Here is a 25,115-nt window from a genome sequence, read left to right as displayed (position 1 = left end):
CCGGCCGCTTACCCGAGTCGACGCGCCAGCTTGACGCGATTCGACACCGCGCGCAAACGAAACGCTTACGCTGTGCGCGGCATAACCCCCGGGAATTCAGTTTCGGGCACGGCCGCGTCGATTTCGGCGCGGCCCCGGATCAAGTCACATGTTCGGCAATGGTGTCGACAAAGGCGCGACCGTAGGCGTCGCGTTTTTTCTCGCCGACTCCGGGCACATTCGATAACTCGGCGATATCGGTTGGCCGGCGGGCCACCATTTCCCGTAGCGTCGCGTCGTGAAAGATGACGTACGGCGGCACGTCTTGCTCGCGCGCGAGCTCCATACGCAGCGCGCGCAATGCTTCCCACAACGGCTCGTCCTCGATCTCGATAGGTGGCAGTTCTTTCTTGATGGCACGCCGCGAGCGCTTGCCGCTCCGGTCCACGCGCAGTTCGAGGGTCTGTTCGCCCCGCAACAGCGCACGGCAGCCCGGCGCCAGCTGCAGCCCGCCATAGGCCTGTTCGACCCGAATGTATCCGAGCGCAATGAGCTGGCGAATGATCGATCGCCATTGCTTGGCCGAGAGATCGTCGCCGATACCCGCGGTCGACAGCGCGTCGTGGCCGAGCTCGCGCGCCCGGTCCGAATGCGCCCCGCGCAGATGATCGATCACGTAACCGGTGCCGAAGCGTTGCCCGGTCCGATAGATGGCGGACAGCGCGATGCGTGCATAGCGCGTGGCGTCGTAAGTCTCCGGGGGATTGAGACAGGTATCGCAGTTGCCACAGGCCGTATCGCGATCCTCGCCGAAATAGCCGAGCAAATTCACCCGGCGACAGCTCGCGATTTCGCAATAGGCCAGCATGGCATCGAGCTTGGCTCGCTCGACTCGCTTGCGGTCTTCGACGGCGGCGCCCTGCTCGATCATGCGCCGTCGCTGTACCGCATCGCCGAGGCCATAGAGCATCCAGGCCGTGGCCGGCTCACCATCGCGTCCGGCGCGACCGGTTTCCTGATAGTAGGCTTCGATGCTGGCCGGCAGATCGAGATGGGCCACGAAACGCACGTCGGGTTTGTCGATCCCCATGCCGAAGGCCACGGTCGCACAGATGATCACGCCCTCTTCCCGGAGGAAGCGTGACTGATGATGCGCGCGCATGGCCGGCGATAAACCCGCGTGGTACGGCAAAGCGGTATGACCGGCTTGGGTCATCCACTCGGCGGTATCCTCGACCTTGCGACGCGATAGGCAATAGACGATGCCGGCCTGGCCGGGGTGTTCGCGATCGATGAAATCGGCCAGCTGTTGCTTGGCATTGCCGCGCTCGGCGACCCGATACTGAATGTTCGGGCGATCGAAGCTGTGTAGATAGTGCGCGGCGTTTTCGAGCCCCAGGCGCTCGACGATTTCAGCGCGCGTGGGCAGATCGGCGGTCGCCGTCAGGGCCATGCGCGGCACATTGGGGAACTGCTCCGCCAGCATCGCCAGCTGGCGGTATTCGGGGCGGAAATCGTGGCCCCATTGCGACACGCAGTGTGCTTCGTCGATGGCGAACAGCGAGACCGAGGCTCGTTGCAGCAGATTCAGCGTACGCGGTTGCAGCAAACGCTCCGGGGCGATGTACACGATATCCAGCGTGCCGTTCGCCACATCTCGTTCGATCGCGGTCTGCGACTCGGCGTCGAGCGTCGAGTTCAGATAGGCCGCGGCCACGCCCAGCTGTTGCAGCGCCGCGACCTGATCGGCCATCAACGCGATCAACGGCGACACCACGACGGCCACGCCCGGGCGCACGAGCGCCGGAATCTGGTAGCACAGCGACTTGCCGCCGCCCGTGGGCATAAGCACGAGCGCATCGCCGCCGGCGACGACGTGGTCGATGATGTCGGCCTGCTGCCCGCGAAACGCGTCGTAACCGAAAACCGATGCCAGTACCGATTGTGCCGTGGGCTGACTCACGATCCGGCCCCCTGACTCAGCATCGCTGCCGACGGTGCCAGGGGAACGACATAAAACAGCACAGCGAAGAAATGACAGGCGCTTCCGCCGATCACGAACAAGTGCCAGATCGCATGGTTATAGGGCAGACGATCCCAGGCAAAGAAAGCGACGCCCGCGGTATAGGACAGCCCGCCGGCCAGCAACAGCCAGATGCCGCCCGGCGCCACGCTTTCCAGTAGCGGCCGGATGACCAACACCACGGTCCAGCCCATGGCGACGTAAAACGCTGTCGACAAATAACGAATGCGCCGCAGCGCGGTGGTTTTGATGAGTACGCCTGCGAGCCCGAGCAGCCAGATGAGGACGAGCAGGCTCCAGCCCCAAGCGCCGCGCAGGTTGACCAGTGTGAATGGTGTGTAGGTGCCGGCGATCAGAACATAGATCGCCAGATGATCGATCACCCGGAAAACATGTTTGGCACGCGGGGGCGAAATCGCGTGGTAGAGCGTGGAGGCCAAGTGCGAAAAGATCAGACTGGCGCCGAAGATGGATACGCCGACCACATGCCAGGCGCTACCGTCCAGCGCCGCATAAACCACCATGACCACGAGGCCGGCGATCGACAGCGCCGTGCCGATGCCGGACGTGACGGCGTTGGCGATCTCTTCGCCGAGCGTGTAGCCGCTGCTGTTGACCTGCGGCGCGGTTCGGGCGGTGCTCATGGCGATATTGTGCCATGCCCACCGCGTTTCCAACCCGGGCGGGCGCCGCGCCACAAGGTCGCAGCGCCCGCTGGCTTCTGCTCAGTTATTCATTCGCCGCCCGTGCGAGCGATTGATGATCGGCTTCGGTCGCCGGGCGGTTCGCATCGCCGCGCGACAAGCTGTCCCGGTAGTACTCGTCCTTGTCGAACACGTCGACCTGAATCGCCTCCAGTCGTGCCGTTTCCGCCGCTCGAATGCGTTCGGCCTCGGCATCGGAAACCAGCCCTTCGGCAACCGCGGTATCGAGCGCCTCGATCACGCTGGTCGCCTTGATCTGTCCGCGGCGCATCGCTTTCTTTACACGCATCGATGGCTCGGCCACCTCGCTAATCAAACGCCATGCATGCAGTAAACGCCCCATGCCCGGCTCGTCGTCACGCGGCGAGCCCAGGCCGCCCAGCGCAATGCGTTGATATTGTTCGCCGGGCGTCTGGATGGCGGCGGCGACGCGGCGATCCTCCGCATCGCTCGGCCCGCTGGACAACGGGTTGATCTTGAGGAAAAACCGCCCCGGATAACGCAGCAGCCAGCCGACCACGGGCGTATCGAAGTTGGCATAAATGCCCTCGAATGCGCGTTGGATTTCCAGCAGGCAGTACTGGAGCGCCCAGTGCACGACCGGCAGGTCCTCTTTTCTTGCGCCTTCGGCATGGAAGCGGCGCAGGGTGGTCACCCCGAAGACCATCCAGGACAACGCGTCGGCGAATCGACCGGATAGCTGGCCGCGCTGCTTGAGCTTGCCGCCTACACAGAACATTGCCAGATCGGTCAGAAACGCAAAGCGCGTGGAGGCCCAGCCCAGCTTCTTGAAATAGCGTGCGGTTTCGTCCGACACCGGCGAACGCACGGTGGCGCCCCGGGTGATACCGCGCACGATGCCGCGCCCGAAATTGGCGATGGAGTGCCCCATCCAGCCGAGAATTGCCTTGCGGAATGCCGGTACATCCTTGTTTTCCAAAGCGCCGAGTGTGTCCAGCGCATAGGGATGACAGCGCACCGCGCCCTGGCCGAAGATCATGAGCGTACGCGTCAGGATATTCGCGCCTTCTACGGTCACGCTGACCGGCGCCGAGATATAACCCGAACCGAGGATGTTGTTCGGCCCCTGCATCACGCCAGCGCCAGCCATGACATCCATGCCGTCGATGAGCAGCTGCTGGCCGAGCTCGGTCGTCTGCTGCTTGAGGATGGCGGAGATCACGGGCGGATGATGTCCGGCATCGACACCGGCACAGACATAAATACGCGACGATTCGAGTACGTACGCCAGCGCAGCGCTACGCGCCACCTTGGCTGTGACACCTTCCATCCAGCCGATCGGAATGCCGAATTGCTCGCGCACCATGCTGTACGGCCCGACCGCTGCGGCGGCCGACTTCGCCGAGGCCACGCCGCCGGCCGGAAGCGAGACCGCCCGCCCGCCGCCGAGCTGCTCCATGAGCATGCGCCAGCCCTGCCCGGCCTGTTCGGGGCCCCCGATGATGTTATCGGCCGGCACGACCACGTCCTCGCCGTGGATCGGGCCGTTATCGAACGGGCCGATGGGCAAGTGGTGGTCGCCGAGATGGAGCCCCTTCGTTCCTTTTTCCAGCAGCACCACCGTTATACCCGGGTGTTCGCCGCGTCCCAGCAGGTTGTCGGGATCGTGCAGCTGACACGCCAGACTCACCAGATTGGCCACCGGCGCCAGCGTGATATAACGCTTGCTGAAATTCAGACGCAGCTTGATCTCGCCGTCGTCGGACTTGAAGACCTCGCCCTCGGCGCGGATCGAGGCGGCGTCGGAGCCCGCCGTGGGTTCGGTCAAACCGAAGCACGGCACGAGCTCGCCGGTCGCCAGCCGTGGCAGATAGTGCGATTTCTGGGCCTCGGTGCCGTATCCCATCAACAGCTCGGCCGCGCCCAGCGTATTTGGAATGACCACGATGGTGCCGACCGGCCCGAGCTGCGCGGTTTTCATCATGACGGCACTGCGGCCCAGCGTCGAAAACCCCGAGCCGCCGTATTCCTTGGGAATGATCAGGCCGAAGAATCCATGGTCCCGCAGGAAGGCCCAAATCTCCTCGGGGACGCGGCGCGTGTTGCGCAGCTCCCAGCGGTCGACACGATGCAATAGTTCTTCGACCGGCCCGTCAAGAAAGGCCTGCTCCTCGTCGGAAAGTGCGGGGTAGGCCTCCTGCATCATGGAATGAAAATCAGGATTACCTGAAAACAGCTGACCGTCGATCCATACCGAGCCGGCGTTGAGCGCCTGACGTTCGGTATCCGAAATGCGCGGCAATACCTTAGCCTTATCGAGCTTATTGAGGATCATCGAAAACATGCGAATCTCCAGGCCAATAGGCCATTTAATGAACAACTAATCGCGCGCGCGAATGCGTCACGCCAATGTTCCGATGACTCTAAGCTTAGCTCGCCTCCGCTCGGCATCCAACAATAATTAAAATTACTGTTTTCAGTTTTTGAGCCCCTGAAACCGGGGGTGTAGATGATTGTGCGCAATTATTGAGACGATTAGACATGATTGGGCACGGATTATGACGGTGCTACAGTCCTTGGCCTCTCCCGTGTAACAGGTATTACTCGTGATCGATCGCTATCCGAAAACTACGGCTGAACGCGAAAAAGCTCTGGCCCAGATCGATCCCGACACCCGGCACCGTATTGAGGATGCCGCTCGAATGCTGTTCGCCGAGCGTGAGTTTCACCGCGTGAAACTGATCGATGTGGCCAAGCACGCACGGATCAGCCTGCAGACGCTCTACAAGTATTACGGCAGCAAAGAGACGGTATTGTTCGCCAGCCTCGACACGTGGCTGTCGACCCTCGCCCGTCGCATGATCGATCATCTCCAGGGCATCGAGAATTTCCGGGATCGTCTACGAAAAGTATTCTGGGTGCTACTGGACTACTTCGAGCGCAACCCGGAAGTCGCCCAGATCATCCTCAGTTCGGTTTATCTGAATACCTGGCGCGAAGACGATACCTTCCGCCAACCGCAGCTGATGTCGGTTTTTCTCGGCGTGATCGAGGAAGGACGTCAGGCGGGGATCCTGACGCGACGCGTTGATGAAGTCGAAATCTCGGATTTCATCTGGGGCGTGGCCAACCGTAACGTCGCGATGTGGCTGATGCGGGGGCGCAAGCATGGTTTGGCCGAACGCGCACCGTTGTTGTTCGATATGATTTGGCGCGGTATTGCCAGTGACGCCGCACTGGCGGACACGCTCAATCTCGAAACGGAAACCCGCTCCACCGCGACGGGTTAGGGCCTGTTGCCGTTTCGTGCGAGTTCGCGCCAAGCGCTCCCTGAAAATTAACTAGGGGCGGCAAGACGAGGCGTAGCGAACGTGGCGTAGTGTGGGCCTACGCGAGAGAGCTATAACGCTGGATTGCCGTCGTGTCGTCAATTTATATGGGCGCTTGTCCCTTCGGGTTGGGCCGCCCATAAAAAATTAACTAGGGGCGCCCGGCGGCGTTGCGAGTCTGGGTCGTGGCACGTCACGACGCGGCGACTCGCGCCTTGCCGGACACGATTTGCGGACGCCAACGCGGGCCCGCACGAAACGGCAACAGGCCCTAGCGCGAACCGCTGCCCGCGAATACGGCTTCGACGAATCGCGTCAGAGCGTATGTGTTGGCCGATCGCTTTCCAGCTGCCCGGCGAGCAGCGTCTCGATGCGCTGCTGAATTTGCATGGCGTCGGGTTCAGCGAACTGGATACCGATACCCGGCGGCCGTTGGGTACCGGGTAACGACACCCAGGCGACGCGCCCGGCCACTGTGACACGCTCATCCTGTTCCTTGAGATGCAGAAGCAGAAAGACTTCGGCGCCTAGGTCGAAATGCTTGTCCAGCAGGTGGGGTTGGCCGACGAACAGGCCGCCGTTGCGGATAAACGGCATATAGGCTTCGTACAACGCCCGGTTGTTCGGGACGTCGAAACGAACGATACCGGATTGACCGGCAATACTGAGATCGCTCATGGCTTGCGCGTGGCCTCGGCGACGTACTGGCTGAGTTCGATGAATACCGACTCTACCACCAGACGCCAGTCTGCGTTGGTTCCAGCGGTTCGTGCGGCGTTGCTGACGTGCCGACTCCAGGCTTCGATCCGGCGGCGTCCGAGTCGTCGTGCGCCGTCAGCGATCGCGCCGTCAAGTGTCGCCGGCGCGGCATCGAGTGTGGCCAGTAGCAGATCATTGCAGCGCCGATAGAGCCAGTCCACCCACAGACGCCGCTCGGCCTCGTAGGCGCGTTCGGCCACGTTCAACGGGTTAGCACGCCGCGCCAGCAAGCGCGCCAGGTCCTTGTCCCACTGGGCCATCAGATTGACGGCATCCGCATCGCGTCGTGCCCGCAATGCCAGCGGCGCCCGCAGACTATCCGGGTCGACCCCACTGGCATCGAAATCCTGTGCCGTCAGCCAGCGCCGAGCCGCCTCCGGATCGGCCGCCGGAACCGTCCAGATCTGGCAACGGCTGCGGATGGTCGGCAATAGCGCCGACACGCGATCGCTGATCAACACGATATGACAACCCGCGGGCGGCTCCTCGAGCGTCTTGAGCAGACTGTTTGCGGCACTGATCGACAACGCGTCCGCCGGATCGATCCAACCGATCCGCCCGGTCGAATATTGCGGCGTGAGATGTAGCGTATGCGAAAATCGGCGCACCTGGTCCACCTTGATCGCCTTGCCCGAATCTTCGGGCGTCAGCCGCGAGATATCCGGATGCGTGGCTGCCGCACGCTGGCGACAGCCGGCACAGGTACCGCAGGCATCGCCGGTCGCTGTGGGCTGGCGACACAGCAGAGCGGACACCACCCGCCAGGCGAACCGCCGTTTGCCGACGCCCGGCGTGCCGGCCATTAGAAGCCCGTGGGCAACGCGGTCGGCAGCTAACCCGGCTGCCATATGCGACCAGAGGTTGTCGTGCCAAGGCAGACGCAACGCGTTGTCGTCGACTTCGCTCATAGCCAGCCCTGAACCGCGTTGACGATCGATTGTGCCACGGCGTCCGGCGCGGCCGTGGCGTCAATCACGGCGTAACGCGTCGGTGCATGCCGGGCGCGTTCGAGATAGCTCTCGCGTACGCGTTCATGAAAAGCCAGCGTCTCGTGATCGAAACGATTGCCGTCGCCACGCTTTTGCGCCCGTGCCAGGCCTTCTGCGACCGGGAGATCCAGCAGCAGCACGCCATCGGGCCGTCGCTCGCCCTGCACCAGCCGCTCAAGGGTGGCTACGGCGCCCTCGCCCAGCCCGCGCGCCGCCCCCTGATAGGCAAAACTGGCATCGGTGAACCGATCGCAGAGCACGATCTCGCCAGCAGCCAGCGCCGGCTCGATCACTTCGGCCAAATGGGCGGCGCGTGCGGCGAACATGAGCAGCAACTCACTCATCGCGGGCATCGGAGCGCCGTATTCGCCCATCAGAACCGCGCGGATCGCCTCGCCCAGGCGCGTCCCGCCCGGCTCGCGCGTAGTGCGCACCGTGTAGCCGGACGCCCTCAGATGCTCGGCGAGCTGGGCGATCTGGGTCGATTTGCCGGCGCCCTCGCCGCCTTCGAAAGTCAACAGACGCCCGGATTGTTGTCGACCCGCGCTCATGATCCCCCCAGCTGGTACTTGCGCACGGCCCGGTTTTGTTCGGCCAGCGTATCGGAGAACACATGGGTGCCGTTGCCGCGCGAGACGAAATATAGAGCCGTGCCTTTGTCCGGATGCAGCGCCGCCCGAATCGAGGCCCGTGACGGCGACGCGATGGGCGTCGGCGGCAGGCCGGCCCGCGTATAGGTGTTGTAGGGCGTATCGCGTTCCAGATCGGACTTGTGAATATGGCCGTCGTAGTTGGGAATACCGTAGATCACGCTGGGATCGGTCTGCAGCCGCATCCCTTTTTTCAGCCGGCGATTGAACACGCCGGAGATACGCTCGCGTTCGGACGGTACGGCCGTCTCCTTTTCGATCAGCGAGGCCATGATCAATGCCTGGTAGGGGGTATGGATAGCCAGATTGTCGGCACGATTGGCCCAGGCCTTGTGCAGAAAACGCTGCATGGCGTTATAGCTGCGCTTGAGGAACGCCACGTCGCTCTCGCCGCGCGGGAACATGTACGTGTCGGGCATGAAGCGGCCCTCGGCCTTCTGGTTCGGGTGGCCGAGCGCGGCCATGATCTGCGCGCTGGTTTTGCCCCTGAGGGTATGTTTAAGCGCCGGATCGTGATTGACCGCGTTCATGATCTGCTTGAAGCGCCAACCCTCGACCAGTGTCAGCCGATGCTGGCGAATCTTGCCGGATACCAGCAGCGCCAGTAATTGCCGAGGATCCTGCTTCGCCGGAATGCGGTATTCGCCGCTCTTGATGCTGGTCGCCTGCCCGGTCAGGCGGGCGTACAACGATAAATAGCGTTCATCCCGGGGCCAGCGGATGATCTGCTCGCGGCGCAGCTGATGCACCAGTCCGCGAAAGCTGGTCCCAGGCGCGACCTCGATGAGTTCTGGCTGAGTATTGCCGAGAGGCTGAGTAAAAAAACGGGTGACATCCGCCGCGAGTACGGCGAGCGCAAGCAGCACCGCCAGGACAATACCGTAGAAAAGACGCAGAAACACGGGCGTCGAAACTCCTTGAAATCAGGGGCTATTGATAACCCACGCATGGGCCGCCGGCGCGAACGCTAAGGCGATCCGCGCGGGTCGCGGCCCCGCGAGCGCCGCGTGGCATACGGCCGGTGCACCCCGCCCGCTCAAACACTCTGGCCCAGCAGTTCATTCGCGTACGCGGCCCATTGTCGACTATCGGCGAATTCATGACGACCTATTTGGGTGACCGCCACGGCGCCGCCGACACTATTGCAGGCAACGGCGGCCCGGAAATCCGACAATCGCGCCGTGTCGATCGTCGCCTCGATGAGATCCGGCAGCCGGGCCCGTAGTCGTTCTCGCGTCGCGCCAATCACGCCGGCTCGTGCGAGATCGGGCGTGTACCAGCGCTGGGCGCGATCGATGAACATCAGATTACGCATGGTGGTACAGACGACTTGCCCATGTGCGTCGCACATCACCGCATCCGCGATGTCCTGGCGCTCACAATACCGGCGCGCGAGCACCTGTTCCAGACGGTTTAGATGTTTCACGCCCGCGAGCACCGCCGGCGTGGCGAGCGTTATCGGACAAACCGGCATCGCCAGCGCATCGGGCACGGGCGGCAACCCCGCGTGCAGACTCAATATGCGGCGTGGCGTCGGCCGCCCCGGTGGCGCATAGCCGCGACCGCCGCTGCCGCGAGTGATGGTGATCTTCAACACACCGGACAGCCCGCCCTGGCCGAGTATGCGGAGTTCGGCCTCGAGCGTTTCACGCGGTGGCGCTTCGAGTTCGAGGGCCGCGCAGTCGTGCATGAGCCGGGCGTGGTGAAACGGCCAGGCGACGACTCGGCCGGATTCCATTCGAAGCGTCCGGAAGATACCGTCCCCGTAAGCAAGCCCCCGATCGTCTGCCGGCAATTCGCGGGCCGCCCGGCCATCGATCAGCATGGCTTCAGCCATCGAGTGCCTCGACGGAGACCTCGCGAAAAGCGCGCAATACGCCGTACGCCTTGTGGCGGGTCTCGGCCAGCTCGGATTCGGGGTCCGAATCGGCCACGATGCCCGCGCCGGCACGTAGCGTTAGTTGGCGTCCTGCCTGCGTCAATGAGCGGATGATGATATTCGTATCCATCGTGCCGCAACGGCTGAGATAGCCAATGCTGCCGGTATAAGCGCCGCGGCCTTCGCCTTCAAGTTCAGCGATGATTTCCATGCAGCGCACTTTCGGACAGCCGGTGATGGTACCGCCCGGAAACACGGCCTTGAGGGCTGCGCCCGGCCCGACGCCAGCGTTCAACCGGCCGCGCACATTGGACACGATGTGATGAACGTGCGCGTACGATTCCACCACCATCAGCTCGTCGACTTCGATACTGCCGGGACGGCAGACGCGGCCAAGGTCGTTGCGGACCAGATCGATGAGCATGACATGCTCGGCGCGCTCTTTCGGGTGCGTGATCAATTCTTCGCTGATCCGCTCTTCCTGGCCGAAGTGCCGCCGTCGGGTGCCGGCAATGGGTCGAACGCTGGCCTGGTCGCCGCGAATGGCGAGCAAGCGTTCGGGGGAGGAACAGATCAACGCGGCGTCCTGCCACTGCATCAACGCCGAGAATGGCGCCGGATTGGCCGCCCTCAGGGCCGCGTAAATCGCCCCTGGTGACGTTGCCTCGGTGAGCGTGCCGCGCCATGCCCGGGCCAAATTCGCCTGAAAGACATCCCCGGCCGCAATATAGTCGCGTGCGCGCGCCACGGCGTGGAGATAGGTCTCGGGCGCATCCTCGCGCCAGTGTACTGCCGGCGAGACCGCATCGCTTGGCGGTACATCGCGAACCGCTTCGAGCCGCTCCAACCAATAGGCGACGCGCTCTACATCGCGGTCTTCGGATACGACATCGAATGTCGCGCGCTGGCGATCGTGGATGATCGCGCTACGACAGCGAACTGCGAGTGCCGGTGGGAGCCCGTCGGTATCGGGTGGTAGTACCAGGCCGGGCTCTACGCCGGCCGCCATTTCGTAGCCAAAGTAAACGAGCCAGCCACCGATAAAAGGAATATCCGTGGCGCGCGCGCGCGACGCGCTGACGCAATGGTCGAGGTGATCGAAAAATGCGGCACGCGAGCCGAGCTGCGCCGGCGTAATGGACTCGATCGGATCGGCAAACAGGATATCGTAGCGGGACTGGGCCGCCGCTCCGGCGCTCGATTCGAGCAGCGACGGGCACGACTCGGGCTCGGCCTCGGCCAGGCGATAGAGCGAGGCGTAGTGCCGAGCGTCGACAGTCGCCCGAGCCAGATCGTTTTCCACCACGATCCGGCCCATGGCCCATGTCCGTGAAGTCAAGCGAAGCGCTTGAGTATCAGCGAGCCGTTCGTGCCACCGAAACCGAAGGAGTTCGACAGCGCGACGTCGATTTTCATCTCGCGTGCCGTATGCGGCACGTAGTCGAGCGTGCAGCCCTCGTCCGGATTGTCGAGATTGATCGTCGGCGGCGCCACCTGATCGCGGATGGCCAGCAACGCAAAGATGGCCTCGGCCGAGCCGGCCGCCCCCAGCATGTGCCCGGTCATGGATTTGGTGGAGCTGACCGCAACCTTATGCGCGGCGCTCCCCATGACGGCCTCGATCGAGCGGCTTTCGGATACGTCGCCCGCCTGGGTCGACGTGCCATGCGCGTTGATATAGTCGATGTCTTCGCCGGTCATCTCGGCATCGGCCAGCGCATTGATCATGCACTGACGCGATCCCCGCCCGCTCGGCATCGTGATGTGGTGCGCATCGCCGCTCATACCAAAACCGGCGACCTCACCATAGATTTTCGCGCCGCGCGCCTTGGCCGACTCCAGCTCTTCGAGCATGAGTACGCCGGCGCCGTCGGACAACACGAATCCGTCGCGATCGACATCCCACGGCCGGCTCGCCGCCGTCGGGTCGTCATTGCGGGTCGACAGCGCCTTGGCCGAACAAAAGCCAGCCAATCCGATCGGGTTGACGGCCATTTCGCAGCCGCCGGCCACCATTGCATCCGCATCGCCGTAGGCGATCATGCGCGCAGCCAGCCCAATATTGTGAACCCCGGTCGTGCACGCCGAAACGGCGGCAATATTCGGGCCGTGCAGGTTGAGCTGAATCGAGATCTGGCCAGCGGCCATGTTCGCGATACTGCTCGGAATGAAAAACGGCGAGACCTTCTTCGGGCTGTAATCCGAATCGTGAAAGCTCGCACAGGTTTTGAGAATCGTGCCGATACCGCCGATGCCCGAGCCCACAGCCACACCGACACGATCATTGTATTCGTCGGAGAGCTCGTATCCGCTGTCGCTGACGGCCTGTACCGCCGCCGCCACACCGTAATGCACAAACGGATCGAAGCGCTTGGCTTCTTTGGCCGACATGTACCGGGTGACGTCGAAGTCGCGGATCGGACCCCCGAAGCGGGTCGGATACTTCGACACATCGAAGTTGTCGATCGACGTAATCCCGCTACGGCCGGCAACAATGCCAGCCCAGGTCGTTTCCACGTCCAGGCCCAGCGGGGAAATCATCCCCAGACCCGTTACTACCACGCGACGCTGTTTCAACGACGCCCCCTCCAACGAATGGTGCCGCCCGCAATGGACGGCATTGATCCGGTCGGCCGGTTAAGACTACCGGCCGACGACTTCCACGGGCTTGATCAGCCCTCGGCGTGCGACTTGATGTAGTCGACTGCGTCCTTGACGTTGACGATCTTCTCGGCTTCCTCATCAGGAATATCGATTTCGAACTCTTCCTCAAGCGCCATGACCAGCTCGACCGTATCCAGCGAGTCGGCACCCAGGTCGTCGACGAACGAGGCTTCCGAGGTCACCTGGTCTTCGCTGACCGACAGCTGCTCGGCAATGATTTTCTGTACTCGTTCTTCCACGCTACTCATGGGTTGTCTCCTGTTGCTTGTGTGCGCGTTCATGAAGCGCGAATCCGCCCTCGCGAACCGCGCGCCATTCTAGGGAAAAAGGTATCGCCTCGCCAGACGACTACGCCCCCATATAAAGCCCGCCGTTAACACTCAGCGTCTCGCCGGTAATATAACCGGCTGCGGGCGAGACGAGAAATGCCACGGCGGCGGCGACGTCGTCGACCGCCCCAAGACGGCCGAGCGGGATCTGGCCCAGCATGGTCTCGCGGGTCGATTCCGGCAGGTCGCGGGTCATGTCCGTTTCGATGAAACCGGGGGCGACGGCATTGACGGTAATCGCGCGCGAGCCGACCTCGCGGGCCATCGAGCGCGTCAGACCGAGCAGCCCGGCTTTCGCGGCGCTGTAGTTCACCTGCCCGGCGTTGCCGCTGAGCCCGACCACCGAGCCGACGTTGACGATACGGCCGGTCCGGGCCTTCATCATGCCCTTGAGCACGGCCTTGGATACGCGAAATACGCCCGACAGATTGGCATCGATCACGGCCTGCCAGTCTTCGTCTTTCATGCGCATCATCAGCGTGTCGCGCGTGATGGCGGCGTTGTTGACCACGATTGTCGGCGCGCCGAAATCCTTGCCGATTTCTTTGATGAGCGCCTCGACCGCCGCGGCGTCCGTAACGTCGAGTACCCGACCCGCGCCGGCCGGTTCATAGCCGCCCAGGCGTTCGTCGATGGCGGCAGCGCCCTTTTCGCTGGTGGCCGTGCCAATGACGGTCGCCCCGTCGGCAGCGAGGCGATCAGCGATAGCTGCGCCGATACCGCGACTGGCGCCGGTCACAAGAGCGATCTGGCCGGATAGAGCGTTGGAAGACATAGCGGGCCTGGAGCTGGAATTCGAGACTGTGAGCTTAGTACAGCTGAGGGATCAGCGCTCGTCGCCGACGGCCGTCAAGGCGGCGCCGAAGCTGTCGGGATCGGACAGCGGCAACGTATGCAGCGACTTGTCGATACGCTTATTCAGGCCGGTAAGAACCTTGCCCGGGCCGCATTCGACGAAAAGCTGACAATTCTCATTCGCCAGGCGATTGATCGTGTTCGACCACTGTACCGATTCCGCGAGCTGGGCGACCAGCGCGCGGCGCACGCCTTCCACGTCTTCGCGCGGGCGGGCATCCACGTTGTGGTAGACCGGAATCGCCGGTTCGCGTAGCGGGATATCGGCCAGATGCGACGCGAGGCGATCGGCGGCCGGCTGCATCAGGGCGCAGTGCGATGGCACGCTGACGGCCAGCGCCTTCACCATTTTGGCGCCCTTGTCCTTGGCCAGAGTCGACGCCTTCTCCACGGCTTGCGCGTGCCCGGCGATCACCACCTGCTTCGGCGCATTGAAATTGGCCGCCGAGACCGTGAGCCCTTCGCTGGACAACGCGGCCGAGGCTTCGTCGCAGGCTGCGCGGACGTCGTCGTCGGACAAGCCGATGACCGCGGCCATGGCGCCTTCGCCAGCGCCGACCGCGTCCTGCATCGCCTGACCGCGCAGGCGCGTAAGACGCAGGGCGTCGGCGAAATCGAGTGTGCCCGCCACCACCAGCGCGCTGTATTCGCCGAGACTATGACCGGCCACGAATGTCGGTTGCGGACCGCCGGCCGCCTGCCAAGCGCGCCATATCGCCACGCTAGCGGCAACGAGGGCCGGCTGAGTGTATTCGGTGCGATCGAGCGTATCCGCCGGGCCGTCGGTCACCAGTTCGGCCACGTCGTAGCCGAGCGCTTCACTGGCCTCATCGAGCGTCTGCTTGATCGCCGGATGCTGTTGGCCGAGTTCGGCCAGCATCCCGACCGACTGTGCCCCCTGGCCGGGGAAAAGCATGGCAAATCGCGACATACGGGTGTTGTTGACTCAGCCTCCGAATCGAATGGCGGCATCATACCCGGGGTCGCCTCGCTTGGCCACGCAAAAATCGCCTTTGCTAGAATCGAATGCTTCGTTTTTTGCCGGCCGAGGCCGTCGCCATGGTCCATGCCGAACTTACTGTTGCCGCCATCGTGAAGCGCGATTCGCGTTATCTCGTGATTGAAGAGCTCGCCCATGGTCGGCGCGTAATCAACCAACCCGCGGGTCATGTGGAGCCGGGCGAGACGATTCTCGAAGCCGCCATCCGCGAGACCCGCGAGGAGAGCGCCTGGCGTTTTCATCCCCGGGGCTTTATTGGTATGTACTACTGGCCGCACGACGATGGTCGTACGACGCTGCGGGTGGCCCTGGCCGGTGAGGTCGACGACCATGCGCCCGATCAGCCGCTGGACGACGGCATCATTACGACACACTGGCTGAGTCGCGACGAGTTGGCGGCGCGCTCGGATCTGCGCAGCGCGCTGGTACTGCAATCGATCGACGATTTCGAGCGCTTCGACACCATGCCGCTCGATCGTGTCCGCCATATGGGGCAACCGATATGAAGACATCGCACGGCCATCCGGCCGATACGCGGGTGATCGTGGGTGTTTCGGGCGGCGTGGATTCGTCAGTCACGGCCCTGAAACTGGTCGAGGCGGGCTACCAGGTCGAAGCCCTGTTCATGTTCAACTGGAGCGAGGACGAGGCCGGACGCTGTCAGGCCGCCGACGACTTCGACGACGCGGCTGCGGTCTGCGATGCGCTGGATATCCCACTGCATCGCGCCGATTTCTCACGCGAATACAAGGCGCGGGTCTTTCGCTACTTTCTCGATAGCTATGCCGCCGGGCGCACGCCGAACCCGGATGTGCTCTGCAATCGCGAGATCAAGTTCGATGCGTTCATGCATCATGCCGATCGTCTCGGCGCCGACCTGATTGCGACCGGCCACTACGCGCGGATCGACCATACGGGCGAACGCCCTCGCCTGCTGCGCGGGCTCGATCCTAATAAGGATCAATCCTATTTCCTGTCGGCGGTGCCGATCGAGGCACTGGCCCGCACTTTATTTCCGCTGGGCGAAATCGATAAGACCGACGTGCGCGCCCTGGCGCGCCGCGCCGGGTTGCCGGTGCACGACAAACCCGACAGCACCGGCGTATGTTTCATCGGCGAGCGCGATTTCGAGGGCTTCCTGCGCGAATATCTGTCCGGCCGGGCCGGGCCGGTCCGCGTATCCGGCGGACCGCTCGACGGGCGTGTGATCGCCGAACATTCCGGACTCATTTATTACACCATCGGCCAGCGGCGCGGCCTCGGTCTCGGCGGCGTGGCCGGCGCGGCGGAAGGCCCCTGGTATGTCGTGGCCAAGGATCTGGGTAACGATACGCTCTGGGTCAGCCAGGACGCCGCGCATCCCGCGCTGGAACAAAAAGAGCTGGTCGCCGCGGCGCCGCACTGGCTGATCGAGCCGCCAGACGGCCCGCTGCGATGCGCGGCCCAGGTGCGATACCGACAGGCCGCCATCGATTGTGAAGCCACCCCCTTGCCCGACGGCGGCATTCATGTCCGATTCGATCGCCCGCCGCGCGCTATCGCGCCCGGGCAGTATGTTGTTTTCTATGATGGCGCGCATTGTCTGGGCAGCGCCGAAATCCAGGCGGCCGGCGGCGACGCGAAAGCAGCCGCCCCACCCCAACGTGTGACCGCATGACACAACAGAATTCGACGCTCGAAAATCAGGCGCTCGCGCTCGCGGGTGTGGCCCAGTTCACGCTTTATGCCCACGAGCTGGCGACCGACGGGCGCGACCTGCCGGTGCGCTTCGAGCGTGCGACCCAGGCAATCTTCTGTACCGATCCGGACAGCGCGGTTGATGTGTACGGCGATCGTTCGGGCGTGGCCGACGGCATCCGCTATTTGCGGGTTCATCTCTCCGGCCAGCGTCCGGACGCCCAAGGCGCGGCTGTCGCCCGCTACATCGGCCAGATCCTGAAGCTGTCGGGCAAGGTACTCGGCGACGAACAGGCGCTGGGCCGTATTCGGGGCGCTATCGATCGCGCGCGCCTGGCGGAACCGGGCGACGTCGCCGACATATTCGACGCGGCTTATCGAGAGACGATCAGCCCGATACGGCCACAGATCATGCTTCATGGCGAGCCGACCTATTTGAAGAACGAATTCATTCAGCGGCGTATTCGCACCCAACTGCTGGCGGCAGTGCGCTGCGGCGTCATGTGGCGTCAATGCGGGGGCGGCTTCGTGTCGTTGTTTTTCCGTCGCAAGGCCCTGCTGTCGGCACTTGGCTGAGCGTTCCCCCGCCGGCGCCCCCAAGGCCGGCCGATGCCTGCAGGAACCGAGGCGAACACGGTATACTTCGGCCGTTTTCCCGTCGTTACGCGACGTAGACGCCAATAAGACCACAGGCCCAGGAGATGAGGTCCATGACCGATAGTTTTGGTACGCGTACACAGTTCACCGCCGGTGGGCGCAGTTTCGACTATTTCAGTCTGAAAAAGCTCGAAGAGCAGTTCCCGAGCGTGGCGAAGCTGCCCTACGCCCAGAAGATCCTGCTCGAGAACCTCCTGCGTCATGAAGACGGCGCCAACGTCACCGCCGACGACATCAAGGCGCTCGCCAACTGGGACGCCAAGGCCGAGCCGGATACCGAAATCGCGTTCACCCCGGCGCGTGTGGTGCTACAGGACTTCACCGGCGTGCCGGCCGTGGTCGACCTGGCGGCCATGCGCGACGCCATGAAGAACCTCGGCGGCAGCCCGGCCAAGATCAATCCGCAGTCGCCGGCCGAGCTGGTCATCGACCACTCGGTGATGGTTGACGAATACGGCTCGGACAAGGCCTTCGACCTGAACGCCAAGCTCGAATTCAACCGCAACAAGGAGCGTTATGCGTTCCTGCGCTGGGGTCAGGGGGCGTTCGATAACTTCAAGGTGGTGCCGCCGGACACCGGCATCGTGCACCAGGTCAACCTGGAGTATCTGGCCCGCGTAGTCTTCGGCAATGAAGACACCGGCCTGGCTTATCCCGACACCCTGGTCGGCACCGACTCCCACACCACCATGATCAATGGCGTGGGCGTGCTCGGCTGGGGCGTGGGCGGTATCGAGGCTGAGGCCGCGATGCTCGGCCAGCCGATCACCATGCTCATTCCGCAGGTTATCGGCTTCAAGCTCACCGGCAAGCTGGCCGAAGGCACCACGGCCACCGATCTGGTGCTCACCGTCACCGAAATGCTGCGCGCCAAGGGCGTGGTCGGCAAGTTCGTGGAATTCTACGGCGACGGCCTGGCCGATCTGGCCCTGGCCGACCGCGCCACGATCGCCAATATGGCACCGGAATATGGCGCCACCTGCGGCATTTTCCCGGTCGACGAAGAAACCATCCGCTACATGGAGCTGACCGGCCGCGATGCCGAGCAGCTCGAACTGACCCGCGAGTACGCCAAGGCTCAGGGCCTGTGGCGCGAAGCCGGCCAGCCGGACGCGAACTACACCGACAGCCTCGAGCTCGATTTGTCGACCGTGCAGCCTTCGCTGGCCGGCCCGAAGCGCCCGCAGGATCGTGTGCTGCTGTCCGACATGCAGGCGACCTACAAGCGCGAAGTCAAGCCGTTCATCGAAGCGCGCGAGGAAAAGGCCGGCAAATCCATGGCCGAGGCCAAGGAAGAAAGCGAAGGCGGCATCCCGAGCAAGAGCGTTGGCGGCACGGCCCGCGTGAACTACAAGGACGCCGAATTCGATCTGCACGATGGCTCGGTCGTGATCGCGGCGATCACCTCCTGCACCAACACCTCCAATCCGGCCGTGATGATCGGCGCCGGCCTGCTGGCCCGCAACGCCATCAATAAGGGCATGACGGTCAAACCGTGGGTGAAGACCTCGCTGGCGCCGGGCTCCAAGGTCGTGACCGAGTATCTGGAAAAAGCCGGGCTCGACGACGATCTCGACCAGCTGGGCTTCAATCTGGTGGGCTACGGCTGCACGACCTGCATCGGCAACTCCGGCCCGCTGCCGGATCCGATCGGCGAAGCCGTGCGCAATCACAACCTGAACGTGGCCTCCGTGCTGTCGGGCAACCGCAACTTCGAAGGCCGCGTGCACGGTGACGTGCGCATGAACTTCCTCGCCAGCCCCCCGCTGGTGGTCGCCTACGCCTTGGCCGGCACGATCGACACCGATCTCACGAACGATCCGCTGGGCCAGGACGCCGACGGCAACGATGTCTTTCTGGCGGACCTGTGGCCGTCGCAGAAGGAAATCTACGACACCATCGGCACCTCGCTGAACTCCGAGATGTTCAAGCAGAGCTACGGCGATGTCTTTGCCGGCGACTCACGCTGGCAGAACCTGGACGTGCCGGAAGGCGAGATCTACGCCTGGGACGAAGACTCCACCTACGTGCAGAACCCGCCCTACTTCGAAGGCATGACCGTCGATGTCGACGACATTCCGACGATCAAGGGCGCGCGCTGTCTGGCCAAGCTGGGCGATTCGATCACCACCGACCATATCTCCCCGGCCGGCGCGATCACCCAGGACAGCCCTGCCGGCCAGTACCTGCAGGAACAGGGCGTCAAACCGGCCGACTTCAACAGCTACGGCTCGCGCCGCGGCAACCATGAAGTGATGATGCGCGGCACCTTCGCCAACGTGCGTCTGCGCAACCAGCTGGCGCCCGGCACCGAGGGCGGCTGGACGCGTTACCAGCCCGAAGGTCGCGAGATGTTTATCTACGACGCGGCCATGAAGTACAAGGACGAAGGCACGCCGCTGGTCATCCTGGCCGGCAAGGAATACGGTACGGGCTCTTCGCGCGACTGGGCGGCCAAAGGAACCTTGCTGCTGGGCGTGAAGGCCGTGATCGCCGAGTCGTTCGAGCGTATCCATCGCTCCAACCTCGTTGGTATGGGCGTGCTGCCCCTGCAGTTCAACGAGGGCGATTCGCACGAGTCGCTGGGCCTTGACGGTAGCGAAACCTTCGACCTCGACGGCCTGGCTGCCGGCGCGAAGTCGGTGCATATCACCGCGACCAAGGAATCCGGTGAGACGGTCGAGTTCGACGCCCGCGTGCGTATCGATACGCCCAAGGAGTGGGACTACTACCAGAACGGCGGCATTCTGCACTACGTGCTCCGCCAGCTGGCCAAAGCCGCCTGATCCAGGCGTCTGCCTAGCGAGAAAAGCCCCGCCTCGGCGGGGCTTTTTTCTGCGGTGTCTATGCAGGCGGAAGAAGCCAAGACGACGGCAGCCGATTGGCGCGTCACAGTCACGTCGCGAACCCCATCTCTCCTGGCCATTGTCGGCTCGCCGCATCCGATCCGCCGATCCACTGCCCACCGCGCACGCGACTCGGCACGGCTTCGGTCGCCCTGCTCGGACAGGCGCTGTTTCGCTGTAACTGGCGCGTGCACATGTTTACGCCGGCCAACGGCGCAGTGAGCACGGTGCCCGTTCGACCCCAAAAACACCATTCGGCGCGGGCTCAGCGGAAGCTTCGATCCCGCCAAGGCTACTGCTGTATTCGACAATATTTGACAGACTATTCGCGAATCACGGCATATTGATCATCTTCACTGCGACCGGGCCGTGGGCCGGTCGTTCTGACAAGAGTCCAGCATGACCGATCCCCAGGACCCGAAGGTGGCGCCCTCCCGCGGCTCGGTGGCAGACGAAAAGCTTCGGCGTGCCGAACTGGCCGGTCTGGACATACTCGACACCGGCCCGGAAGAACGGTTCGATCGGATCGCGCGCCTTGCCGCGCTGATCTTCGACACGCCGACGGCGCTGATCTCGTTTATCGATCACGACCGGCAATGGTTCAAGGCCCGCATCGGTTTCAATCTGTGCGAGACCAGCCGTGATGAGGCGTTCTGCCGCTATACGTTGGCCTATGCGCAGGTCTTCGTCATCGAGGACGCATCAATCGACCCGCGATTCCGCGACAATCCGTTGGTAGTCGGGTATCCGTACATCCGGTTTTACGCTGGGCGGGCCATCCGCGGGCCCACGGGACAGCCCGTTGGTTCGTTATGCGTGATCGGCCATAACCCCCGGGGATTCGACGATCGATCGAGAGAGATCCTCAGAGAGCTCGCGCTTTGGGTCGAAGCCGAACTCGCGCGAGGCGTGGAGGAGCCCGGGCGGCTGGCGCGCACCTCGCACGAGGGTGGGCGTTTGGTCGCAACCGCCGATGCCGGCGAAACGATTTACGAGCATATCGACCGTCTGCTCGGCGTGGCGGCGAAGGCCAATCATCGACTCGCGATTCTGCATATGCGGGTCGACAATCTGCCTGAGTTCAAACTCGTGCACGACGCGGGCCGCGCGCGGCGTTTCATCGGGCGGTGGTTGAATAATCTGCGCAACCGAAATTCAGACTTGATCTATATCGATCGTTTGTCCGAAACGGCTTTTATCGGCGTCATCGATTATTGCGGCAGCGCCGACGCCGCTCGCCGACGTTGCGATGCGCTACGCGCCCAGGCCGTTCAGGAAACACGTTTCGACAATATCCATTTCGTGTTCAATACGACCGCGGGCATGAGCCTCTTTCCGGACCATGCCAGTTCGGCGGCCGAGTTGGTCAATAAAGCCCGCCTGGCGCATTCAACTCGTCGCTGGGGCGATCGAACCGCGCTATTCACGCCTTCGATCGCGCTGCGCTCGCAGCGCCATTCGTTGTTGCAGGAGCGCTTTGAAACAGCGCTGCTCGACGGTTCCCTGTATTTCCATTGGCAGCCGATTTTCGGCAACGCCGGGCGAACGTTGGTGGGATTCGAGCTTCTCGCGCGCTGGTACGATGCACAGCTAGGAGCGGTTTCGCCCAATGAATTCATACCATTGATCGATCGACAGGAAAGACTTCGGCGCGCCTTGGTGATGAACGCTATCGAGACCGCGGTCGCCCAGTTGGCCCACTGGCAACAACACCACGACGACCCGCCCGACGTGGCGATCAATATCCCCGGCAGCGAGTTCTACCGCGAGGACTTTCCGGATTTGGTGGCTTCGGTACTGAGACGGCACGACGTATCCGGCGCGCATCTGGTGTTCGAGCTCACCGAGCGCAGCCTGATTCCCAGCTTTGCAGCCACCGCGGAAACCATGCAGCGGCTGCGCCAGATCGGGATCCGTATGGCGATCGACGATTTTGGCAGCGGGTATTCCTCGATCGCTTACCTCACCGAGCTGCCCATCTCCTCGGTCAAGATCGACAAAAGTGTCGTGCAGCAGATCGATCGGGCGGCACAGCATTATCGATTGATGCAAAGCATCGTGGATCTGGCTCATGGCCAGAATCTGCCGACGGTGGCCGAAGGAGTCGAAACCCGCGCGCAGCTCGAACTCGTCACCGAAATGCACTGCGAGTACACGCAGGGGTTCTTTCTGGGCTACCCGCAACCCCTGGCGCAAGCCGATGCGCTCGTGGCACAACAAGCGAGCTAATACGGAGCGGCACTATCGTGTTATTCGCCCCAGGTCACTTCGAGCACACTTAGCCAGTTGTCACGACAGATCGCGGCAATGGTCGCGGCATCATAGCCCCGGTCATGCATAGCCTGTTGCAGCGCCGGTAGCGATGCGACATCCCGGATAGGTATGGGCATCGCGTACACCCCGTCGAAGTCCGAACCTAGCCCGACGTGATCGACGCCCATGATGGCGATCATGTGATCCAGATGATCGAGCATGACGTCGACCGATGTCTCTGCACTCAATCCGCCGTCCGGACGCAGGAAATACGTCGCAAAGTTCAGGCCTACAATGCCACCGCTCCGTGCGATCGCCCGCAGCTGATCGTCGGTTAGATTGCGTGCATGCGGGCATATCGCATGGGCGTTCGAGTGACTGGCGATCAACGGCGCATCGCTCGTTCGGGCGACATCCCAGAACCCTTTTTCGTTGAGATGCGACAAGTCGATGGCAATATGTCGCCGATTGCAGGCCCTAACCAACGCGAAGCCGGCCTCGGTCAGTCCGTCGCCGATATCAGGCCCCGAGGGAAAACGAAACGGCACGCCCCGGCCGAACGCGTTCGGGCGGCTCCAGACCAGCCCCAGGGACCGTAAACCGGCGGCATGAAACACATCCAGTGCCTCCAGGTCGGTGTCTATCGCTTCCGCCCCCTCGAAGTGCAGCACGGCCGCCACAGCACTGTCGGCTTGGGCCTGCCGGATATCGGCGACGCTGCGACAGACACGAAAGCGCCCCTCGGAGGCGGCCTCGAGCCGATAAAGCCTTGACACCATGGTCATCGTGCGTGAGGTAGCTTCCGCTACGTCCATGGCCGGCGACAAGGATTTGTCGTATCCGTCGGGCTGCCGCACGATCGACGAACGATCATCGGTCGGCGGAATGAATACCGCGAACAGACCGCCGCCGAATCGCCCCTGATGCATGCGTGGCCAGTCGAGATGCCCGGCTCCACGGCCTTCGAAAAATCGCCGAATCGCGTCGTCCGAGTCGTGTTCGGCGAGACGCAACAGCATGTCGTTGTGACCGTCGAATACCGACGGCCACCCTGAGTTCTGCATGTAATACCTTGTATCGGCTAGGCGGCCAAGGTATCTACGGTATTGCGTTGTGCCCGGCGGGTCGAGGGCCAGTTGGCCAGATCGACTTCGTCACGGATATCCCGGCAGACTCGGATCACATGATCGAGTTCGCCCTGGGTCAGACCGGCGTTGACCGACATGCGAACCAACGAACGTTTCGCAGCCGTGGCGGGCGAATAGAACACCGAACCAAATACGCCACGCGACTCAAGCGCGTCGCGCAACACCATAGTCTGTTGCTCGGGTCCGGCTTCAAGCGCAATGATCTGCGCCTCGCCGTCCGAAACGTTGTAACCCAGGGCAGAAAGATTACGTCTCAGGTAATCGGTATTGTCGAACAGACGTTGACGCTTTTTATCTGCGCTCTTGATCAAATCGAGCGTTTTGGCCAGTCCCGCTACATCCGAGGGCAGAACTGCCGAGCTAAAGATGGCGGGAAACGCGTGATACTTGATGAAGTCTCGCAGGCGAGCACTGCAGGCGATCAACCCGGCGCGGCCTGCGAATGCCTTGGCCAGGCTCGCCGTTACGAAATGGACCTTGTTCTGCAAACCAAGGCCTGCCACCATTCCGCTACCCTGCCAGCCGTGGGTACCCAGTGAGTGTGATTCATCGACGATGATCACGCAGCCAGCCTCATGGGCGACTTCAACAATCTCACGTACGGGAGCCACACTACCGTTGGTGCTATAGACGGAATCGATAGCCACAATCCCGGGGCCATGCCGCTTAATCATCGAGGCGAGATGATCAGCACTATTGTGCCGGAAAGGCCTGGCTTCCAGTTTGCCCGCGGTAATACCGTGCCAAAGGGACGCATGCGCCATCATGTCGACATAAACTGGCGTGTCCGGTGTCGCTATAGCCTGAATCAGCCCAACATTGGCCGTATAGCCGGACGTACTTAGCAGCGCCGCTTCCATCCCCATCCAGTCGGCCATCGAGCGCTCGAACGCGTCCTGCGGGCTGTCGCCGTTCAGGAACACCGCTGACATGACCATAGTGCTCTCGCTTCCTTCCAGTGCATCAATCTGAGCCTGGCGAATCGACGGGTCATCCGCGATATCAAGATAATCGTTGCTTACCATCATGACGGCATCCGGCCCAGGTGTACGACTATCCAGCATATGCCCCCCATTCCACGCTTTTTTCACGCGTTCACGATAGTAGTAATCGACATGTGCCGAGAGAAAGCTCGGCTCAGCCGCAACACGGGCGGCACAGGCTTGGATACTAGGAGAAGCAAACTGAGTCATGGGATAGCCTCGTTGGTTAAGCGATGAGATGACAACAACAGATCTTTACGGGGCAGTGTCAGTACTGCCGTCGGGCTGCGCGACGCTCTCAATTTTTTATAAAAACCAATCGATTTTCAAATTATCCCATCGGACACTGGTTTAGCTGACCCGTTTTGCCTCGGTTCCGCCTCGGTCCAATGCGCTATTTGGCTCAGGCGCCCCGAGTGCGCGCCGTTAG

The 25,115-nt window shown here is 62.8% G+C and carries 21 protein-coding genes; 6 read left to right on the top strand and 15 right to left on the bottom strand.

Annotated features, from left to right (window positions below; translation table 11 throughout):
• Positions 1 to 139: 139 nt before the first annotated feature.
• From recQ to C41B8_RS02525, 3 genes are all read right to left on the bottom strand, one after another.
• Positions 140 to 1,945 carry a DNA helicase RecQ gene (gene recQ / locus C41B8_RS02535; RefSeq protein ID WP_037333522.1) on the bottom strand — a complete coding sequence of 602 codons (1,806 nt, stop codon included), beginning with the start codon at positions 1,943 to 1,945 and terminating at the stop codon, positions 140 to 142.
• On the bottom strand, positions 1,939 to 2,646 hold the full coding sequence (gene trhA / locus C41B8_RS02530) for a PAQR family membrane homeostasis protein TrhA (RefSeq protein WP_037333519.1): 708 nt from the start codon (positions 2,644 to 2,646) through the stop codon (positions 1,939 to 1,941). The genes recQ and trhA overlap by 7 nt, the downstream gene beginning before the upstream one ends.
• A gap of 85 nt (positions 2,647 to 2,731) precedes the next feature.
• Positions 2,732 to 5,011, bottom strand: a complete 2,280-nt coding sequence (locus tag C41B8_RS02525) for an acyl-CoA dehydrogenase (protein WP_051882826.1) — start codon at positions 5,009 to 5,011, stop codon at positions 2,732 to 2,734.
• Positions 5,012 to 5,273: 262 nt separating this feature from the next.
• Here C41B8_RS02525 and C41B8_RS02520 point away from each other — a divergent pair, with 262 nt between their 5' ends.
• The gene (locus tag C41B8_RS02520; RefSeq protein ID WP_051882824.1) at positions 5,274 to 5,957 is read left to right on the top strand and encodes a TetR/AcrR family transcriptional regulator; all 684 of its coding nucleotides are present in this window, start codon (positions 5,274 to 5,276) and stop codon (positions 5,955 to 5,957) included.
• A gap of 354 nt (positions 5,958 to 6,311) precedes the next feature.
• Here the strand turns inward: C41B8_RS02520 and C41B8_RS02515 are convergent, their stop codons facing one another.
• From C41B8_RS02515 to fabD, 10 genes are all read right to left on the bottom strand, one after another.
• Positions 6,312 to 6,674, bottom strand: a complete 363-nt coding sequence (locus C41B8_RS02515) for a PilZ domain-containing protein (protein WP_037333517.1) — start codon at positions 6,672 to 6,674, stop codon at positions 6,312 to 6,314.
• Positions 6,671 to 7,663 carry a hypothetical protein gene (locus C41B8_RS19260; RefSeq protein ID WP_051882822.1) on the bottom strand — a complete coding sequence of 331 codons (993 nt, stop codon included), beginning with the start codon at positions 7,661 to 7,663 and terminating at the stop codon, positions 6,671 to 6,673. The genes C41B8_RS02515 and C41B8_RS19260 overlap by 4 nt, the downstream gene beginning before the upstream one ends.
• Positions 7,660 to 8,295 (bottom strand): dTMP kinase, encoded by a 636-nt coding sequence (gene tmk, locus C41B8_RS02505; RefSeq protein ID WP_037333514.1) that lies wholly within the window; start codon positions 8,293 to 8,295, stop codon positions 7,660 to 7,662. The genes C41B8_RS19260 and tmk overlap by 4 nt, the downstream gene beginning before the upstream one ends.
• On the bottom strand, positions 8,292 to 9,296 hold the full coding sequence (gene mltG / locus C41B8_RS02500) for an endolytic transglycosylase MltG (RefSeq protein WP_037333511.1): 1,005 nt from the start codon (positions 9,294 to 9,296) through the stop codon (positions 8,292 to 8,294). Before mltG ends, tmk begins: the two co-directional genes overlap by 4 nt.
• 134 nt (positions 9,297 to 9,430) lie before the next feature.
• Positions 9,431 to 10,231 (bottom strand): aminodeoxychorismate lyase, encoded by an 801-nt coding sequence (gene pabC / locus C41B8_RS02495; RefSeq protein ID WP_051882820.1) that lies wholly within the window; start codon positions 10,229 to 10,231, stop codon positions 9,431 to 9,433.
• Positions 10,224 to 11,612, bottom strand: a complete 1,389-nt coding sequence (locus C41B8_RS02490; protein WP_232225975.1) for an aminodeoxychorismate synthase component I — start codon at positions 11,610 to 11,612, stop codon at positions 10,224 to 10,226. Before C41B8_RS02490 ends, pabC begins: the two co-directional genes overlap by 8 nt.
• A complete protein-coding gene (gene fabF, locus C41B8_RS02485) occupies positions 11,609 to 12,850 on the bottom strand; it encodes a beta-ketoacyl-ACP synthase II (RefSeq protein WP_084188396.1) in 1,242 nt (413 codons plus the stop codon). The genes C41B8_RS02490 and fabF overlap by 4 nt, the downstream gene beginning before the upstream one ends.
• Positions 12,851 to 12,945: 95 nt before the next feature.
• Positions 12,946 to 13,185: an acyl carrier protein gene (acpP, locus tag C41B8_RS02480; RefSeq protein ID WP_006912784.1), complete on the bottom strand. Its 240-nt coding sequence runs from the start codon at positions 13,183 to 13,185 to the stop codon at positions 12,946 to 12,948.
• Positions 13,186 to 13,285: 100 nt separating this feature from the next.
• Positions 13,286 to 14,041 (bottom strand): 3-oxoacyl-ACP reductase FabG, encoded by a 756-nt coding sequence (fabG, locus tag C41B8_RS02475; protein ID WP_037333504.1) that lies wholly within the window; start codon positions 14,039 to 14,041, stop codon positions 13,286 to 13,288.
• 51 nt (positions 14,042 to 14,092) lie between these two features.
• Positions 14,093 to 15,052: an ACP S-malonyltransferase gene (fabD, locus tag C41B8_RS02470; RefSeq protein ID WP_037333501.1), complete on the bottom strand. Its 960-nt coding sequence runs from the start codon at positions 15,050 to 15,052 to the stop codon at positions 14,093 to 14,095.
• A 95-nt stretch (positions 15,053 to 15,147) separates the two neighbouring features.
• Here fabD and C41B8_RS02465 point away from each other — a divergent pair, with 95 nt between their 5' ends.
• From C41B8_RS02465 to C41B8_RS02445, 5 genes are all read left to right on the top strand, one after another.
• A complete protein-coding gene (locus C41B8_RS02465; protein WP_051882818.1) occupies positions 15,148 to 15,627 on the top strand; it encodes an NUDIX hydrolase in 480 nt (159 codons plus the stop codon).
• Positions 15,624 to 16,778: a tRNA 2-thiouridine(34) synthase MnmA gene (mnmA, locus tag C41B8_RS02460; protein WP_037333497.1), complete on the top strand. Its 1,155-nt coding sequence runs from the start codon at positions 15,624 to 15,626 to the stop codon at positions 16,776 to 16,778. The genes C41B8_RS02465 and mnmA overlap by 4 nt, the downstream gene beginning before the upstream one ends.
• Complete coding sequence (locus C41B8_RS02455; RefSeq protein ID WP_037333495.1) at positions 16,775 to 17,374, top strand: DUF489 family protein; 600 nt, start codon at positions 16,775 to 16,777, stop codon at positions 17,372 to 17,374. The genes mnmA and C41B8_RS02455 overlap by 4 nt, the downstream gene beginning before the upstream one ends.
• A 134-nt stretch (positions 17,375 to 17,508) precedes the next feature.
• A complete protein-coding gene (gene acnA / locus C41B8_RS02450; protein ID WP_037333493.1) occupies positions 17,509 to 20,241 on the top strand; it encodes an aconitate hydratase AcnA in 2,733 nt (910 codons plus the stop codon).
• A gap of 459 nt (positions 20,242 to 20,700) precedes the next feature.
• Entirely contained in the window at positions 20,701 to 22,530 is a 1,830-nt protein-coding gene (locus C41B8_RS02445) for an EAL domain-containing protein (RefSeq protein WP_037333491.1), read from the top strand.
• A gap of 20 nt (positions 22,531 to 22,550) precedes the next feature.
• Here the strand turns inward: C41B8_RS02445 and C41B8_RS02440 are convergent, their stop codons facing one another.
• Positions 22,551 to 23,618, bottom strand: coding sequence for a dipeptidase (locus C41B8_RS02440; RefSeq protein ID WP_037333489.1), 1,068 nt, complete (start codon positions 23,616 to 23,618; stop codon positions 22,551 to 22,553).
• A 17-nt stretch (positions 23,619 to 23,635) separates the two neighbouring features.
• Entirely contained in the window at positions 23,636 to 24,895 is a 1,260-nt protein-coding gene (gene cqsA / locus C41B8_RS02435) for an alpha-hydroxyketone-type quorum-sensing autoinducer synthase (RefSeq protein WP_051882816.1), read from the bottom strand.
• Positions 24,896 to 25,115 lie beyond the last annotated feature (220 nt).

The organism is Salinisphaera hydrothermalis C41B8 (genome assembly GCF_000732535.1).
Lineage (GTDB): Bacteria > Pseudomonadota > Gammaproteobacteria > Nevskiales > Salinisphaeraceae > Salinisphaera > Salinisphaera hydrothermalis.
Note: the sequence above shows the minus strand (reverse complement) of the source record. Positions and strands in the feature narration are given on the sequence as shown.

Excerpts from the sequence above, each read along its gene's own strand:
- fabG (WP_037333504.1), bottom strand. The coding sequence starts at position 14,041 with ATGTCTTCCAACGCTCTATCCGGCCAGATCGCTCTTGTGACCGGCGCC.
- C41B8_RS02515 (WP_037333517.1), bottom strand. The coding sequence starts at position 6,674 with ATGAGCGATCTCAGTATTGCCGGTCAATCCGGTATCGTTCGTTTCGAC.
- trhA (WP_037333519.1), bottom strand. The coding sequence starts at position 2,646 with ATGAGCACCGCCCGAACCGCGCCGCAGGTCAACAGCAGCGGCTACACG.
- tmk (WP_037333514.1), bottom strand. The coding sequence starts at position 8,295 with ATGAGCGCGGGTCGACAACAATCCGGGCGTCTGTTGACTTTCGAAGGC.
- pabC (WP_051882820.1), bottom strand. The coding sequence starts at position 10,231 with ATGGCTGAAGCCATGCTGATCGATGGCCGGGCGGCCCGCGAATTGCCG.
- acpP (WP_006912784.1), bottom strand. The coding sequence starts at position 13,185 with ATGAGTAGCGTGGAAGAACGAGTACAGAAAATCATTGCCGAGCAGCTG.
- cqsA (WP_051882816.1), bottom strand. The coding sequence starts at position 24,895 with ATGACTCAGTTTGCTTCTCCTAGTATCCAAGCCTGTGCCGCCCGTGTT.
- C41B8_RS02525 (WP_051882826.1), bottom strand. The coding sequence starts at position 5,011 with ATGTTTTCGATGATCCTCAATAAGCTCGATAAGGCTAAGGTATTGCCG.
- C41B8_RS02455 (WP_037333495.1), top strand. The coding sequence starts at position 16,775 with ATGACACAACAGAATTCGACGCTCGAAAATCAGGCGCTCGCGCTCGCG.
- C41B8_RS02440 (WP_037333489.1), bottom strand. The coding sequence starts at position 23,618 with ATGCAGAACTCAGGGTGGCCGTCGGTATTCGACGGTCACAACGACATG.
- mnmA (WP_037333497.1), top strand. The coding sequence starts at position 15,624 with ATGAAGACATCGCACGGCCATCCGGCCGATACGCGGGTGATCGTGGGT.
- C41B8_RS02465 (WP_051882818.1), top strand. The coding sequence starts at position 15,148 with ATGCTTCGTTTTTTGCCGGCCGAGGCCGTCGCCATGGTCCATGCCGAA.
- C41B8_RS19260 (WP_051882822.1), bottom strand. The coding sequence starts at position 7,663 with ATGAGCGAAGTCGACGACAACGCGTTGCGTCTGCCTTGGCACGACAAC.
- acnA (WP_037333493.1), top strand. The coding sequence starts at position 17,509 with ATGACCGATAGTTTTGGTACGCGTACACAGTTCACCGCCGGTGGGCGC.
- fabD (WP_037333501.1), bottom strand. The coding sequence starts at position 15,052 with ATGTCGCGATTTGCCATGCTTTTCCCCGGCCAGGGGGCACAGTCGGTC.
- C41B8_RS02445 (WP_037333491.1), top strand. The coding sequence starts at position 20,701 with ATGACCGATCCCCAGGACCCGAAGGTGGCGCCCTCCCGCGGCTCGGTG.